The 15417-nt window shown below is 44.1% G+C and carries 6 protein-coding genes, 6 tRNA genes, 3 rRNA genes and 1 riboswitch; of the genes, 12 read left to right on the top strand and 3 right to left on the bottom strand.

Annotated features, from left to right (window positions below; translation table 11 throughout):
* The first annotated feature begins 85 nt into the window (after window positions 1-85).
* The 10 genes from BTO08_RS11760 (at window position 86) to metA (ending at window position 5332) form a co-directional block, all read left to right on the top strand.
* Window positions 86-161: transfer RNA gene (locus BTO08_RS11760), tRNA-Glu, on the top strand.
* 2 nt (window positions 162-163) lie between these two features.
* Window positions 164-239: transfer RNA gene (locus tag BTO08_RS11755), tRNA-Lys, on the top strand.
* 31 nt (window positions 240-270) lie between these two features.
* Window positions 271-346: transfer RNA gene (locus BTO08_RS11750), tRNA-Val, on the top strand.
* 39 nt (window positions 347-385) lie between these two features.
* Window positions 386-461: transfer RNA gene (locus BTO08_RS11745), tRNA-Ala, on the top strand.
* Between the two features lie 2 nt (window positions 462-463).
* Window positions 464-539: transfer RNA gene (locus BTO08_RS11740), tRNA-Glu, on the top strand.
* Window positions 540-814: 275 nt separating this feature from the next.
* A 23S ribosomal RNA gene (locus BTO08_RS11735) occupies window positions 815-3705 on the top strand.
* A gap of 130 nt (window positions 3706-3835) precedes the next feature.
* Window positions 3836-3951, top strand: a 5S ribosomal RNA gene (rrf, locus tag BTO08_RS11730).
* Between the two features lie 48 nt (window positions 3952-3999).
* Window positions 4000-4075, top strand: a tRNA-Thr gene (locus BTO08_RS11725).
* Window positions 4076-4083: 8 nt separating this feature from the next.
* Window positions 4084-4199: ribosomal RNA gene (gene rrf, locus BTO08_RS11720) — 5S ribosomal RNA — on the top strand.
* 191 nt (window positions 4200-4390) lie between these two features.
* Entirely contained in the window at window positions 4391-5332 is a 942-nt protein-coding gene (metA, locus tag BTO08_RS11715) for a homoserine O-acetyltransferase MetA (RefSeq protein WP_045185647.1), read from the top strand.
* Between the two features lie 50 nt (window positions 5333-5382).
* On the opposite strand, the gene BTO08_RS11710 is transcribed toward metA, so the two are convergent.
* Window positions 5383-6663 carry a cation:proton antiporter gene (locus BTO08_RS11710; protein ID WP_105061067.1) on the bottom strand — a complete coding sequence of 427 codons (1281 nt, stop codon included), beginning with the start codon at window positions 6661-6663 and terminating at the stop codon, window positions 5383-5385.
* Between the two features lie 194 nt (window positions 6664-6857).
* On the opposite strand from BTO08_RS11710, the gene metH reads away from it, so the two are divergent.
* Window positions 6858-10526 carry a methionine synthase gene (metH, locus tag BTO08_RS11705; RefSeq protein ID WP_105061066.1) on the top strand — a complete coding sequence of 1223 codons (3669 nt, stop codon included), beginning with the start codon at window positions 6858-6860 and terminating at the stop codon, window positions 10524-10526.
* A 79-nt stretch (window positions 10527-10605) separates the two neighbouring features.
* On the opposite strand, the gene lysC is transcribed toward metH, so the two are convergent.
* Entirely contained in the window at window positions 10606-11976 is a 1371-nt protein-coding gene (gene lysC / locus BTO08_RS11700; protein ID WP_105061065.1) for a lysine-sensitive aspartokinase 3, read from the bottom strand.
* A 101-nt stretch (window positions 11977-12077) separates the two neighbouring features.
* Window positions 12078-12262: riboswitch (Lysine riboswitch) on the bottom strand.
* A 238-nt stretch (window positions 12263-12500) separates the two neighbouring features.
* Here lysC and BTO08_RS11695 point away from each other — a divergent pair.
* Entirely contained in the window at window positions 12501-13619 is a 1119-nt protein-coding gene (locus BTO08_RS11695; protein ID WP_105061064.1) for a pyridoxal-phosphate-dependent aminotransferase family protein, read from the top strand.
* A 53-nt stretch (window positions 13620-13672) separates the two neighbouring features.
* Here BTO08_RS11695 and BTO08_RS11690 read toward each other — a convergent pair whose 3' ends face one another.
* The gene (locus BTO08_RS11690) at window positions 13673-15415 is read right to left on the bottom strand and encodes a PglL family O-oligosaccharyltransferase (protein WP_105061063.1); all 1743 of its coding nucleotides are present in this window, start codon (window positions 15413-15415) and stop codon (window positions 13673-13675) included.
* Window positions 15416-15417 lie beyond the last annotated feature (2 nt).

The following is a 15417-nucleotide window of genomic DNA, read 5'->3' as shown; positions in this document are numbered from 1 at the left end:
GTTTAATGCAGTGTCCACACAGATTGCTTGGTTAAAATGTAAGAGAGCCACTTAATGTTGCCCAACAACATTAAGTATGAACATTGTCCCGTTCGTCTAGAGGCCTAGGACACCGCCCTTTCACGGCGGTAACAGGGGTTCGACTCCCCTACGGGACGCCAATGGGTCGTTAGCTCAGTTGGTAGAGCAGTTGACTTTTAATCAATTGGTCGCAGGTTCGAATCCTGCACGACCCACCATTCTTTCTCACGAAGGAAGTAAAACTATCGTGGGCGATTAGCTCAGTTGGGAGAGCACCTCCCTTACAAGGAGGGGGTCACTGGTTCGAGCCCGGTATCGCCCACCAATTTCTCTTTTGAGAGAACTTCTTTATGAAGTAAAATATGGGGTTATAGCTCAGCTGGGAGAGCGCCTGCCTTGCACGCAGGAGGTCTGCGGTTCGATCCCGCATAGCTCCACCAATGTCCCGTTCGTCTAGAGGCCTAGGACACCGCCCTTTCACGGCGGTAACAGGGGTTCGACTCCCCTACGGGACGCCACTTTCTAAAGACATTCATTGAGTGTGATTAGAACGTGGATCTTTAAATAGAAACACAATGCTCTTTAACAATCTGGAAAGCTGACTAGTAAATTCAATCGATAGATTGATTTTAAAAAATGTTTTTATCTTTAGATAAAAACGAGTTCTCAAACAATACACATTCAAGTGTCTTGTATCGAGTCCGGCGAAAAACCAACGTTTAATACTTTCTTGATCGAAGTGTTGAACACAAACCTTGGTTGTTTGAACATACGAAACCTCTTGGGGTTGTATGGTTAAGTGACTAAGCGTACACGGTGGATGCCTTGGCAGTCAGAGGCGATGAAGGACGTATTAACTTGCGATAAGCCCAGAGAAGGTAGTAAAAACCGGTGACTCTGGGATTTCCGAATGGGGAAACCCACGTGCATAAGCACGTATCATAGTGTGAATACATAGCACTATGAGGCGAACCGGGGGAACTGAAACATCTAAGTACCCCGAGGAAGAGAAATCAACCGAGATTCCGGTAGTAGCGGCGAGCGAAACCGGATTAGCCCTTAAGCTAGTTTTGCGTTAGGTGAAAGTTCTGGAAAGTTCTGCGATACAGGGTGATAGCCCCGTAACCGACAACGCATTATCAGTGAAAACGAGTAGGACGGGACACGTGATATCCTGTTTGAATATGGGGGGACCATCCTCCAAGGCTAAATACTCCTGACTGACCGATAGTGAACCAGTACCGTGAGGGAAAGGCGAAAAGAACCCCTGTGAGGGGAGTGAAATAGAACCTGAAACCGTGTACGTACAAGCAGTAGGAGCCCACTTGTTGGGTGACTGCGTACCTTTTGTATAATGGGTCAGCGACTTAATTTTAGTAGCAAGGTTAACCGTTTAGGGGAGCCGTAGGGAAACCGAGTCTTAACTGGGCGAATGAGTTGCTAGGATTAGACCCGAAACCGAGTGATCTAGCCATGGGCAGGTTGAAGGTGAGGTAACACTTACTGGAGGACCGAACCGACTAATGTTGAAAAATTAGCGGATGACTTGTGGCTAGGGGTGAAAGGCCAATCAAACTCGGAGATAGCTGGTTCTCCCCGAAAGCTATTTAGGTAGCGCCTCGGACGAATACTACTGGGGGTAGAGCACTGTTAAGGCTAGGGGGTCATCCCGACTTACCAACCCTTTGCAAACTCCGAATACCAGTAAGTACTATCCGGGAGACACACGGCGGGTGCTAACGTCCGTCGTGAAGAGGGAAACAACCCAGACCGCCAGCTAAGGTCCCAAAGTTATAGCTAAGTGGGAAACGATGTGGGAAGGCTCAGACAGCCAGGATGTTGGCTTAGAAGCAGCCATCATTTAAAGAAAGCGTAATAGCTCACTGGTCGAGTCGGCCTGCGCGGAAGATTTAACGGGGCTAAGCTATACACCGAAGCTGCGGCAATGCAGTTTACTGCATTGGGTAGGGGAGCGTTCTGTAAGCCGTTGAAGGTGAATCGTAAGGTTTGCTGGAGGTATCAGAAGTGCGAATGCTGACATGAGTAACGATAAAGGGAGTGAAAAACTCCCTCGCCGGAAGATCAAGGGTTCCTGTCCAACGTTAATCGGGGCAGGGTAAGTCGACCCCTAAGGCGAGGCCGAAAGGCGTAGTCGATGGGAAACGGGTTAATATTCCCGTACTTCTTATAATTGCGATGGAGGGACGGAGAAGGCTAGGTGAGCCTGGCGACGGTTGTCCAGGTCCAAGTATGTAGGCTGATGGTTTAGGCAAATCCGGACCATCTTAAGGCTGAGATACGATGTCGAGTTACTACGGTAACGAAGTCATTGATGCCATGCTTCCGGGAAAAGCTTCTAAGCTTCAGATTATAAGAAATCGTACCCCAAACCGACACAGGTGATCAGGTAGAGAATACCAAGGCGCTTGAGAGAACTCGGGTGAAGGAACTAGGCAAAATGGTACCGTAACTTCGGGAGAAGGTACGCTCCTAGCGGTGATGAGACTTGCTCTCTAAGCTGCCGGGAGTCGCAGATACCAGGTGGCTGCAACTGTTTATTAAAAACACAGCACTGTGCAAAATCGAAAGATGACGTATACGGTGTGACGCCTGCCCGGTGCCGGAAGGTTAATTGATGGGGTTAGACTTCGGTCGAAGCTCTTGATCGAAGCCCCGGTAAACGGCGGCCGTAACTATAACGGTCCTAAGGTAGCGAAATTCCTTGTCGGGTAAGTTCCGACCTGCACGAATGGCGTAATGATGGCCACGCTGTCTCCACCCGAGACTCAGTGAAATTGAAATCGCAGTGAAGATGCTGCGTCCCCGCGGCTAGACGGAAAGACCCCGTGAACCTTTACTATAGCTTGGCACTGAACATTGACCCTACATGTGTAGGATAGGTGGGAGACGTTGAAGCAACCGCGCCAGTGGTTGTGGAGTCAATCTTGAAATACCACCCTTGTATGCTTGATGTTCTAACGTTGGCCCCTTATCGGGGTTACGGACAGTGCCTGGTGGGTAGTTTGACTGGGGCGGTCTCCTCCCAAAGAGTAACGGAGGAGCACGAAGGTGGGCTAATCACGGTCGGACATCGTGAGGTTAGTGCAATGGCATAAGCCCGCTTGACTGCGAGAATGACAATTCGAGCAGGTGCGAAAGCAGGTCATAGTGATCCGGTGGTTCTGAATGGAAGGGCCATCGCTCAACGGATAAAAGGTACTCCGGGGATAACAGGCTGATACCGCCCAAGAGTTCATATCGACGGCGGTGTTTGGCACCTCGATGTCGGCTCATCACATCCTGGGGCTGAAGTCGGTCCCAAGGGTATGGCTGTTCGCCATTTAAAGTGGTACGCGAGCTGGGTTTAGAACGTCGTGAGACAGTTCGGTCCCTATCTGCCGTGGGCGTTGGATGATTGAGAGGGGCTGCTCCTAGTACGAGAGGACCGGAGTGGACGAACCGCTGGTGTTCGGGTTGTGTCGCCAGACGCATTGCCCGGTAGCTAAGTTCGGAATCGATAACCGCTGAAAGCATCTAAGCGGGAAGCGAGCCTCAAGATGAGTCATCCCTAGACCTTTAAGGTCTCTAAAGGGTTGTTGAAGACTACAACGTTGATAGGTCGGGTGTGTAAGTGCTGTGAGGCATTGAGCTAACCGATACTAATTGCCCGTGAGGCTTAACCATACAACACCCAAGGGGTTTTATCTCGTAAAGAGAAAAGCGGACTCCAAGTACACTTGAACGTGTAGAGAACACTAGTTAACTTTCCCAGATTGCTATTTATTGTCGATGACAATAAATAAAACCGAATTTGCTTGGCGACCATAGCGTTATGGACCCACCTGATCCCATGCCGAACTCAGTAGTGAAACGTAATAGCGCCGATGGTAGTGTGGGGTCTCCCCATGTGAGAGTAGGACATCGCCAGGCTTTAAATTTCAGAATGTTGCAGAAGCAGCTTTCATACAAGCTTTGTGTGCTGGTATGGCTCAGTTGGTAGAGCGCACCCTTGGTAAGGGTGAGGTCCCCAGTTCAAATCTGGGTACTAGCACCATTAATTTGTTTAGCGACCATAGCGCAGCGGTCCCACCTGATCCCATGTCGAACTCAGAAGTGAAACGTTGTAGCGCCGATGGTAGTGTGGGGTCTCCCCATGTGAGAGTAGGACATCGCTAAATCTTATTTTAAAACCCAGCCTTAGGCTGGGTTTTCTCGTTTATCAGCCCTCATATTTCCCACATCTCTTTATCTCTATATTTATCTATTATGTTATTATTTTTGGACTAAACTTGCGTCTGCCTTCCTTTTTCTATAACGTTGATGGAAGTTTAGACGGCTAAACATCTTGTGTCGAAAGGAGTCAACAAAGATGCCAATAAAAATACCTGATCGCCTACCTGCTACTGATATTCTGCGCAGTGAAAATATCTTTGTGATGACAGAGAAGCGTGCTGCGAGTCAGGGGATTCGTCCGTTGAAGGTATTGTTATTAAACTTAATGCCAAAAAAAATTGAGACAGAGACACAGTTCTTACGCTTATTATCAAATAGTCCAATTCAAGTAGATGTAGAGCTATTACGAATCGATAATCGCCCAACAAAAAATACTCCTCAAGAGCACTTAGATACTTTTTATCGTCAGTTTGAAATGGTGAAGCAACGTAATTTTGATGGATTAATTGTAACGGGAGCGCCGTTAGGTTTAGTTCAATTTGAAGATGTGCTTTATTGGGAAGAAATTCAAATCATCATGAATTGGGCGAAGGAGCATGTAACATCAACTATGTTTGTTTGTTGGGCTGCTCAAGCTGGGCTAAAACTTCTCTATGACTTGCCGAAGCGTACACGTAAAGAGAAATTATCAGGTGTTTATCAACATCGAATTCATGATTGTCATCACCCGGTACTACGAGGGTTTGATGATACTTTCTTTGCCCCCCATTCTCGCTATGCTGACTTCTCTCATGATTATTTAACCAAGCATACTGATCTTGATATATTAGCGACTTCAGAGCAGGCTGGAGTATATTTAGCAGCAACAAAAGATAAACGTAATGTATTCGTAACGGGGCATCCTGAATATGATGTAGATACATTGCATAATGAGTTTGTACGAGATAGCGAACAAGGGATGGAGCCAGCAGTACCTGTGAACTATTATCCTGAGAATGATCCTTCGAATGCACCTATTGCGAGTTGGCGTAGTCATGGTCATTTACTATTTAGTAATTGGCTAAACTATTGTGTATATCAGCAAACGCCTTACGATTTAGAGCACTTCTCCGAAGCGAGTTTTACGAAAGACGAATAATAAAAAAGCCTGCATTGAAGTGCAGGCTTTTTTGTTAGTGGAATAATTACTTATTTATTTTTTAATTCCCAAAGCTTGGCTTTTTCAATTAATGGGGTAATGGTTGAACCTTGGATAAGGATAGAGAATACAACCACTGAATATGTCATTACGAGGATGATTTCTCGCACATCGATACCCTTCTCTGGAATTACCATGACTCCAGCAGGAATAGCCATCGCCATTGCTAATGCTAAACCACCGCGTAAGCCGCCCCAAGTGAGGATCTTGACTGACATTGGGTTGTATTGACGGTAGCGGTTAAAGCCCACATATGGCAGTTTTACACTGATGTAACGGCTTAGAAGAACTAAAGGTACGGCAATAATCATTAGGATCCAGTCTTCTTGGTGGAAGCTAAAATCAAGCATGGTCATACCGATTAATAGGAATAAGACACCATTTAAGAACTCATCAACCAACTCCCAGAAGTGATCAAGGTGTTCTTCACTTTCTTTTGAAAAGCCAATATAACGGGTCCAGTTACCAATCATGATTCCTGATACCACCATAGCAAGTGGGCCAGAGACATGAAGAACTTCTGCTAAAGCATAACCTGCGGTTGGAATACCGATAGTAAGCAGTAATTCCATAGAGTGATCATTGGTTGAGCTAATGAGGTAATGGAAAATTAGACCCAGAACAAAACCGTAAGCAATGCCACCAATAGCTTCTTGTAAGAATAACTGGGTTACGCCCATCACGGTTGGTGCAGTATCACCAAAAGCAATGGTAAACATGGTTACGAAGATAACTAGGCCAAAACCATCATTAAATAAAGACTCGCCTTCTATTTGAGTCGAAATACGTCGAGGCGCATTCATTTTCTTAACGATAGCTAATACGGCAATAGGATCGGTCGGTGAAATTAATGCACCAAAGAGTAAACAGTAAATCAGATCAAGTTGAATCCCGATTACTTGACAGATACCCCATAGACTAAAGCCAATAAAAAAGGTGGAAAATAAAGTGGCGCCCAGTGCTAATACGGTAATTTCCCATTTTTGATCTTCAAGATGGGGTAACTTGATACCTAAGCCGCCAGCAAATAATAAGAACCCTAAAATGCCTTTTAAGAGAAAATCTTCAAAGTTAATTTTGCTGATTTGAGTCGCGGCAACATCTTCAAGATGGAACCAACCGTTTTGTCCCGCAATGATGATCAATAGTGACAGGATTAATGATCCGGCAGTGATGGCAATGGTTGTTTGCATTTTACCTATTTTACTGTTTACAAAAGCAATAAACATTGCTGCTGCAGCCAGAAAGCAGAGCGTGCTATAGACCGACATGCGTAACCTCTAGATTGGTGGGTTGTTAGAAAATTTGTGACGAAATAGTAAAACCATCAGTAATTAATGGCTACTGATAATTTGTTTTATTTTGAAAAGCTTTTGTTGTGTAAATTATATTTAGCCTTCTTTATCCCTAATTGAAGTGTGGTAGGATGTTACAAAGCTGTAATGGATTATAAGGATGTAGTGACGTGTTAAACAGCAAGGAATTACTGCATAAGCGGTTGGAAGAGCAAATCCTGATCATTGATGGTGGCATGGGCACCATGATCCAAGGTTATAAATTGGAAGAAGATGATTATCGAGATCAACGATTTGCTGATTGGCATTCTGATCTAAAAGGGAATAATGATCTTTTAGTATTAACCCAACCCCAGCTGATTAAAGATATTCACCTCGCGTATTTAGAAGCCGGGGCGGATATTCTAGAAACCAACACTTTTAATGCTACAACGATTGCTATGGCGGATTACGACATGGAATCGTTGAGCGCGGAAATTAACTATGAAGCAGCGCGTCTCGCTCGTCTTGCTGCCGATGAATGGACCGCTAAAACACCAGAAAAACCACGCTTTGTTGCCGGTGTTTTAGGACCGACAAACCGTACTTGCTCTATCTCTCCTGATGTTAACGATCCTGGCTATCGTAATGTTACCTTTGATGAACTAGTTGAAGCCTATTCTGAATCGACACATGCCTTAATTCGAGGTGGCGCCGATATTATCTTGCTTGAAACTATCTTTGATACCTTGAATGCTAAAGCTTGCGCTTTTGCTGTTTCTGGGGTTTTTGAAGAGTTGGGCTTTGAACTACCAGTCATGATTTCAGGCACCATAACAGATGCCTCGGGACGTACTCTTTCTGGACAAACAACGGAAGCGTTTTATAACTCATTACGTCATGTTAAACCTATTTCCTTTGGTTTGAACTGTGCGCTTGGGCCTGATGAATTACGTCAGTATGTTGAAGAGTTATCGCGTATTTCTGAATGTGCAGTTTCAGCTCACCCAAATGCGGGTTTACCTAATGCCTTTGGCGAATATGATCTTGAAGCTGAAGAAATGGCGGAACATATCCATGAATGGGCGAAAAGTGGTTTTCTCAATATGGTGGGGGGCTGCTGTGGGACTACACCTGAGCATATCCGCCACATGTATGAAGCGACTAAAAACCTGAAACCTCGCCAACTACCTGATATTCCTATAGCTTGTCGTTTATCTGGATTAGAGCCGTTAACGATTGATGCTGATACCTTATTTATTAACGTTGGCGAACGTACCAATGTGACGGGTTCTGCTCGATTTAAGCGCCTGATCAAAGAAGAGCTTTATGATGAAGCATTAGAGGTTGCTCGCCAGCAAGTAGAGGCTGGGGCTCAAATCATCGATATTAATATGGATGAGGGGATGCTTGATGCCAAGGCTGCAATGATACGTTTTTTAAACCTTTGTGCTACCGAGCCTGAAATATCTAAAGTGCCTATAATGGTCGATTCTTCTAAATGGGAAGTGTTAGAAGCTGGGCTTAAATGTGTTCAAGGTAAGCCGGTAGTTAACTCTATCTCGTTGAAGGAAGGTAAAGAAAACTTTATTACTCAAGCGAAGTTACTTCGTCGTTATGGTGCTGCGATTATCGTGATGGCATTTGATGAAGTTGGTCAGGCTGATACTCGCGAACGTAAAATTGAAATTTGTACTAATGCTTATCGTGTGTTGGTTGATGAAGTCGGCTTTCCGCCAGAAGATATTATCTTTGACCCTAATATTTTTGCTGTTGCGACCGGTATTGAAGAGCACAACAATTACGCCGTTGATTTTATTGAAGCGGTAGGGGATATCAAACGAACACTGCCGTACGCCATGGTATCTGGTGGGGTGTCGAATGTGTCTTTCTCTTTCCGTGGTAACAACGCTGTTCGTGAAGCGATCCACGCTGTTTTCCTGTATTACTGTTTTAAAAACGGTATGGATATGGGGATTGTTAACGCAGGTCAGCTTGCAATTTATGATGATCTGCCGGATGAATTACGCGATGCGGTTGAAGACGTTGTGCTTAATCGCCGTGATGATAGTACAGAGCGCTTATTAGACATTGCCGCTAAATACAGAGATAGCGGTAATGTTGAAGAAGATCGCAGCGCTGCAGAATGGCGCGGATGGCCAGTTGAAAAGCGGTTAGAGCATGCGCTAGTTAAAGGTATAACCGAATTTATTGTTGAAGATACTGAAGAATCTCGTCAGAAAGCCAGTAAACCACTCGAAGTGATCGAAGGCCCATTAATGGCTGGGATGAACGTCGTTGGTGATCTATTTGGTGAAGGTAAGATGTTCTTACCGCAAGTCGTAAAATCGGCTCGAGTAATGAAACAAGCGGTTGCCTATTTAGAACCGTATATTGATGCTGAAAAACAAGCTGGACAAACCAACGGTAAAATTCTTCTAGCAACCGTAAAAGGCGATGTTCACGACATTGGTAAGAATATAGTTGGTGTTGTACTGCAATGTAATAACTACGAGATCATCGATCTTGGGGTGATGGTGTCATGCGATAAAATTCTAAAAGTCGCCAAAGAAGAAAACGTCGATATTATTGGCTTGTCGGGTTTGATCACGCCATCGCTTGATGAAATGGTCCATGTTGCTAAAGAAATGGAGCGACAAGGATTCGATATTCCTTTGCTTATTGGTGGTGCAACAACTTCTAAAGCCCACACGGCGGTTAAGATTGAGCAAAACTACAATCAGCCAGTAGTGTATGTATCTAATGCATCACGCGCGGTAGGTGTTTGTTCAGCGTTATTGTCTGATGAACAAAAGCCAGCGTTTGTTGAGCGTTTAAACCAAGAGTACGATGTGGTACGTGAACAACATGCGCGTAAGAAACCACGTACCGCACCTATTTCGTTAGAAGAAGCACGTGCTAATGCGGTTAATATTGATTGGCAAAATTATACGCCGCCAGTACCGAAAAAAGCCGGTGTTCACACCTTCACTGATTTCCCTGTAGCTGAAATTCGTAAGTATATCGATTGGACGCCATTTTTCATGACGTGGTCATTAAGTGGTAAATACCCAACGATTCTTCGTCATGAAGTTGTCGGTGAAGAGGCGACCAAGTTGTTTAATGATGCTAATAAAATCTTAGATGAGATCGAGAAAACAGGCATGATTAAAGCTAACGGTGTTTGTGGTTTATTCCCTGCTAATAATGTCGGTGATGACATTGAAGTTTACACCGACGATAGCCGAACAGAAGTCTTAACGGTACTGCATGGTTTACGTCAGCAAACCAAAAAGCCGAAAGGTCCTAACTATTGTTTATCTGACTATATTGCGCCTAAAGAGAGCGGCAAGGCTGATTGGATTGGCGCTTTTGCGGTAACCGGTGGTATTGGTGAATATGATATTGCCGAGCAATTCAAAGCAAAAGGTGATGATTACAATGCCATTATGGTACAGGCCGTCGCGGATCGATTAGCGGAAGCCTTTGCTGAATGTATGCATGAAATGGTACGTAAAGAGATTTGGGGCTATGCAGCCGATGAAGATCTGAATAATGACGATTTGATCCGAGAAAAGTATCAAGGCATTCGTCCAGCTCCTGGTTATGCCGCATGTCCTGAGCATACCGAAAAAGGTGCTATTTGGCAGTTACTTGATGCAGAGAAAAATACTGGCATGGTACTAACGGAAAGTTATGCGATGTGGCCTGGTGCTGCAGTATCGGGATGGTATTTCTCACATCCTGATTCTCGTTACTTTGCGGTTGCTCAGATCCAGCAAGATCAGTTAGAAAGTTATGCTGATCGAAAAGGTTGGGATTTGATCGAAGCTGAGAAATGGTTAGGCCCAAATCTTTAATGCTTAATCAATAGTTAAAAAAGGCGCTCAATGCGCCTTTTTGTTTATCGGAACTTTATTTGGGTTCGTTAGAAAGAGCTTATTCCAACAAAGATGCGTGTAGTGTGCGAACCACGTCTTTAGCTTCATCTTCATTAATTAAGAAACATAAATTATGTGGGCTAGCACCGTAGCAAATCATACGAAGGTTATGATCTTCTAGCGCGCCAAAGATATCTTTTGCTGAGCCTTTCGTATCACTCATTTGGTTACCGATAAGTGCAACCAGTGATAGCCCTTGCTCGACGTCAACCACACATAATTGGCTTAATTCTTCAACGACTTGAAGCGGAAGAGTTGGCGCACCGCCACCAGTATCGGTTTGATCTAAGGTAAGTGAAACGCTTACCTCTGAGGTTGTGATGAGATCAACTGAGATTTTATGTTCAGCCAAGATACGAAAGACTTCTGCTAGAAAGCCATATGCATGGAACATATTTAAGCTAGTAAGTGTCACCATGGTTTGGTTGGCACGTAATGCGAGTGCTCTAAATAGTGGCGCTTCTTCAACGGATTGTCTGATCCAAGTACCGCCTTGCTCTGGTGCTTTTGATGAACCTACAAATACTGGGATCTGTTGACGAACAGCAGGCACTAGAGTTGATGGGTGTAAAATTTTAGCACCAAAGTTTGCCATTTCAGAAGCTTCACTAAAACTGATCTCTTTGATCGGTTTCGCGGCTGATGTAATACGTGGGTCGGTAGTGTATAAACCCGGTACGTCAGTCCAAATCTCTAATGTGCTAGCATTTACGGCTTCTGCAATTAAAGCGGCACTATAGTCACTCCCCCCACGACCAAGTGTTGTCGTAACACCTTGGCTGTTTGATCCAATAAAGCCCTGTGATACCACGATATTATTGTCTAATAGTGGTAATAATTGCTCAGTTGCTAATTGCTTAATGGTTTCTGGCTGTGGGATCGCTTTACCAAATTGATCATCAGTACGCATGATGGAACGAATATCTACACGTACAGCTGGGGCGTTTAGCTCGACTAATATTTGACTAAAAAGATGGGTTGAAAGCAACTCGCCATGGCTAACAATTTGATCGGTCAATTGTGCTGAGGTTGTTGATGCCGCATGTTCAGCTAAGGTTGCGATGTTATCAAGTAGGCCGTAAATAGCGTCTTGAATATTCTCTGGGTGCTGAAGTTGATCAAGAACATCTTGGTGGGTTTGGGTCAATGTCTGAATACGCTGTTGACGGATCGTTGAATCGCTCACGCCATTGGCAAGTTCTACTAGAATATTAGTGACACCAGAGCAGGCGCTGATTAACACAATTTTAGTTTCTGGGTTAGCAGTAACAATTGCAGCACTTCGGCTCATTGCGGTGTAATCAGCAACACTGGTACCGCCAAATTTTGCGACAGTTAGTGAATCTGAATGTGTTGTAGCCTTGTCCATAATTAATTTCTCCCTAAATAGTAAACACATCACAAGGTAGGCTATTTTTTCGGGAGTATTCCCGACATCCTGTCAGGAGAGCATAAGAGGTGAATAGTCACTCACCCAGAAGCTCCCCACCAATGTCAATCATTGACCTTGGTGACAGCTAGAAGGATTCAACCTTCATAGCCGATATAACTCATCCCCTAATCAGTTATACCTCGGCGTTACTCTCCCTCTCATAATGGCGATTGGATGGGGTCCTGTCATTATGATACCTAGGTAACGCTCCTCTTCCGTTTTAAGTCGTACTGTTTGAATAATAAGTGCTTGAATAAAATATCATCTTATTGAATAAGATTCATCACCCTGTTGTCAAATGGAATATGACAATTTATTTACATATGATATTTCATCAATATGTGTCATGAGATGGGTATTGGTCGCTTGCACCAATGAAGGGGCTCTAATACTCTAAAAGAGATAGCAACGCGTTCCACATAAAAATATCGACAGGGACAATGACTTTACGGAGCAAAAGAATGACAATTACCAGCTTTATCCCGCCGCATCGAACCCTCATGGGGCCGGGACCATCAGATATTTATCCGCAAGTATTACAAGCGCTTAGTCGTCCTACGGTAGGGCACCTTGATCCGTTATTTATAGGCATGATGGATGAATTAAAACAATTGTTGCAATATGCCTTTCAAACCCAAAATGCCTTTACTATCGCTGTTTCAGCGCCAGGTAGTGCTGGAATGGAAGCCTGCTTTGTTAATCTCGTTGAAGCTGGGGATAAAGTGCTAGTTTGCCGTAATGGCGTTTTCGGGGAGCGGATGCGGGAAAATGTCGAGCGTTGCGGTGGTGTTGCTATCGTTGTGGATAACGAATGGGGGACGGCGGTTGATCCTGATTTAGTGGAACAAGCGTTACAAAACGATCCTGAAATTAAAATTGTCGCTTTTGTTCATGCCGAAACCTCAACCGGCGCATTGAGTGATGCGAAAACATTGGCGGAAATTGCCCATAAACATGATTGCTTAACGATTGTTGATGCGGTGACATCACTTGGTGGTGTTCCTTTGCTGGTGGACGAGTGGCAATTAGATGCGGTTTATTCTGGTAGCCAAAAGTGTTTGTCTTGTACGCCGGGGTTATCGCCATTAACGTTTTCTCAAAAGGCGATAGATAAGATCCAGCAACGTAAAACCAAAGTACAAAGCTGGTTTTTAGATCAAAGTTTGGTGCTCGGTTATTGGAGTGGTGAAGGTAAGCGTAGCTATCACCACACAGCACCTGTAAACAGTTTATATGCGTTGCATGAAGCCTTGGTATTATTGCAAAACGAAGGGTTAGAAAATGCATGGCAGCGCCATCGAAATACCCATGAAGAGCTTAAAGCTGGGCTTGAAAAGCTTGGTATTAAATTTGTAGTAGAAGAAACCTCACGTTTACCCCAACTCAATGCGGTTTATATCCCTGAAGGTGTTGATGATGCCGAGGTACGTAATGAGTTGCTGCAACGTTACAACTTGGAAATCGGAGCAGGTTTAGGTGCGCTGGCTGGTAAAGCGTGGCGTATCGGTTTGATGGGGTATGGTGCGAGAAGTGAAAATGTTGCTCTGTGTTTAAAAGCGCTAGAAACTACATTGAAATAATTTATTGATGAGTAAATAAAAATGGCTACCAATAGGGTAGCCATTTTTTATGGTTATTTAGCAGCAGACGTTGCCTTTGCTTCGCTGTTTTGCTGCTCAAAATTTAAAGATGGAAACAAGAACAGCGCTTCATCTCTGATTTGTGATGCTTGCTCTTTATTGCCGAGGGCATCGTAAGCGAGGATCAGGTTTTGATACAGTGCAGGTCGCGGCCATGTTTTCGCTTTCTCGGTTGCCCATTGAATATAGTCTTCAATTAGTGCTGGCTTATTACTGCTAATTCCGAGCTGTAACTGGGTTAATTGTAAGTCCCAATCAAAACGGTTTTTCCACGACCATGGATTATTCACCTTAAGTAAGTATTCAATATTTACTGGGCGAGTGGTTTCAAATTTAGTTAACTGCCAACCTGAATACAGGGTCGTTATCATAAAGCTAGAGATAAATATTGGTACAATAAGTGCAAAAACTTTCAGCCCTAGTACGTAGCTTAATGATTGGCGGTGATATTTGGTGGTGAGGTTATCCACCCAAAATATCAGTATGATAAAGATCAGCCAATGGACTAATGAATGGTAGAAAGGATACTCAAGTTGGGTATGCAGAACGATAGGGAAAAACAATCCTATTAAGGCTAACTGGGTACCATTAGGCGCTTTTCTTATTTTTACCATTACCGCAAATGCAGCAAGCAATAAGCCGATAAGTGGGACTATACCGCCTTCGTCTGCCCAGAAAAGTAACTCGTTATGTGGGTGATCTAAGCTAGGAACACCTGCATGTTGTGCTGGATCTTCATTGTGCCATAACGCAGTTTGCGTGATGTAAGCGGCTTCAAATTTACCGTAGCCATAACCTGTAAGTGGTTTATTGATTAACATATCATAGGCTTGTGGATATATTACTCCTCTAGCACCACTTGTAACTTGTGTTGCGTTTGATTTTGGAGACCAATTTTCAGTAGATGAAATATTCCATGCCAAACAAAGCCCTAATGCAACCATTAACAACCACAAACGTTGTGCTTGTTTTGCGGCAAAGCGACGCAAATACGGCAGCATTAGTACTACGCCAATAACTGCACCTAACCAACCTGTACGAGAGTTCAACACCACTAACACCGGAATGGTGAGTACAGGGGTCATGAGTAATATGACATGCTGCCATGACCATTTACCGCGATATAATGGGATACGTGCTAATAGATACGTACCAATCACGAGCCCTGTTGCAAGAAAACTCGCCATCACATTTGGTTGTTGAAAAATACCATAAGGGCGGTTAGCGATAGTGTCATAGCCGATAGGGTTCTTTGCTGGGATCCAAAGGTATTGGTACCATGCAAATATGGCTTCAATGAGTACCCCAATTAAAATAAACCATAACAAACGTTGGCGTTGCTGGTGGGTAAAAACGAATTGCTGCAAGCTGACAAAAAATAGAAATCCAGCCCACAAGGTAAACAAGCGATTAAACGCCGCTCCTGCATCAGCATTGGAATAAAAAATGGGGAGAGTCAGCAGAACACAACAAGCAAACAATAATAGTGTTAGGCGTGAATAACGCCAGATTTGTTGGCGACAAATTTCCAGTAAGCCGAAGGAGATAGCAAAACTAAAAGGGATCCAAACTGCAGCGTTAAACGAGAGCTCAAGCCCTGAACCGCCGGGGTTATGTTGGAAGTAGTGCATAGCAACAATAAAAATAACACCGATTGTTGCAAGGAAATAGCGTACCAATGGTTTAGAAATCCGTTTCTGTTCTAATCTGGTGCCTTCGAGTTGTAACACTGTCATGG

It is taken from the genome of Photobacterium angustum (assembly GCF_002954615.1).
GTDB classification, from domain to species: Bacteria; Pseudomonadota; Gammaproteobacteria; order Enterobacterales; family Vibrionaceae; genus Photobacterium; species Photobacterium angustum_A.
The sequence above is the reverse complement of the archived record's forward strand: the minus strand, read 5'-3'. Positions and strand labels throughout refer to the sequence as shown.